Raw genomic sequence first — 534 nt, 5'->3', positions numbered from 1 at the left:
CAGGGCGCGCGCGGTGGCGAGTGCGCGGTGTGCGCGCCGGGGTGGTCGGGGGTTCAGCTCGACGCCGCGGCGCCTTTCGGTGGTGGCGGCCCTTCCGGGGCTTCCGGCGAGGCCGGTCCTGTCGATGGTGCCGGCCCGGTGGAGCCGCCCGTCCCTCCGGACGAGCACGCCGGGCGAGAACATCCGCAGCGCGATGCCCTCCAGGGCGGGGGTGTGCAGCAGCTCCGGATACGCCGTGCTGAGCAGCGGCCCGACCCGGTCCAGGCGGAAGCCGTCCACGTGCTCCGTGCTCATACGACCGCCGGGGTGAGGGGCGGCCTCCAGAACGCGGACGCTGACGCCCGCGGCGGTCAGATGATGCGCGGCGGCGAGGCCGGCGATGCCGGCGCCGATGATGACAACGTCTTGCGTGTCTTGCGCGCTTTGCGCTGTGTGCGCGGTCCTTGTGTGGGTGCTGCTGAGCACGTGGCCCTCCCCGAGGTCGTCTTCCCGAGTTCACGACGAGCGTAGGAAGGGGGCGGGGTGGGGGTGGCC

Annotated in this window: 1 protein-coding gene; it reads right to left on the bottom strand. The window is 73.8% G+C overall.

Translation table 11 applies throughout. The features are described 5' to 3' along the window. Window positions 1–465, bottom strand: a 465-nt coding sequence (locus GT042_RS01265; protein WP_161306839.1) for an FAD-dependent oxidoreductase, incomplete at its 3' end; no start/stop codon positions are given. Between the last annotated feature and the right edge of the window lie 69 nt (window positions 466–534).

This window comes from Streptomyces sp. SID3212, assembly GCF_009865405.1.
Lineage (GTDB): Bacteria > Actinomycetota > Actinomycetes > Streptomycetales > Streptomycetaceae > Streptomyces.
This window is presented reverse-complemented; position numbering and strand designations above follow the sequence as displayed.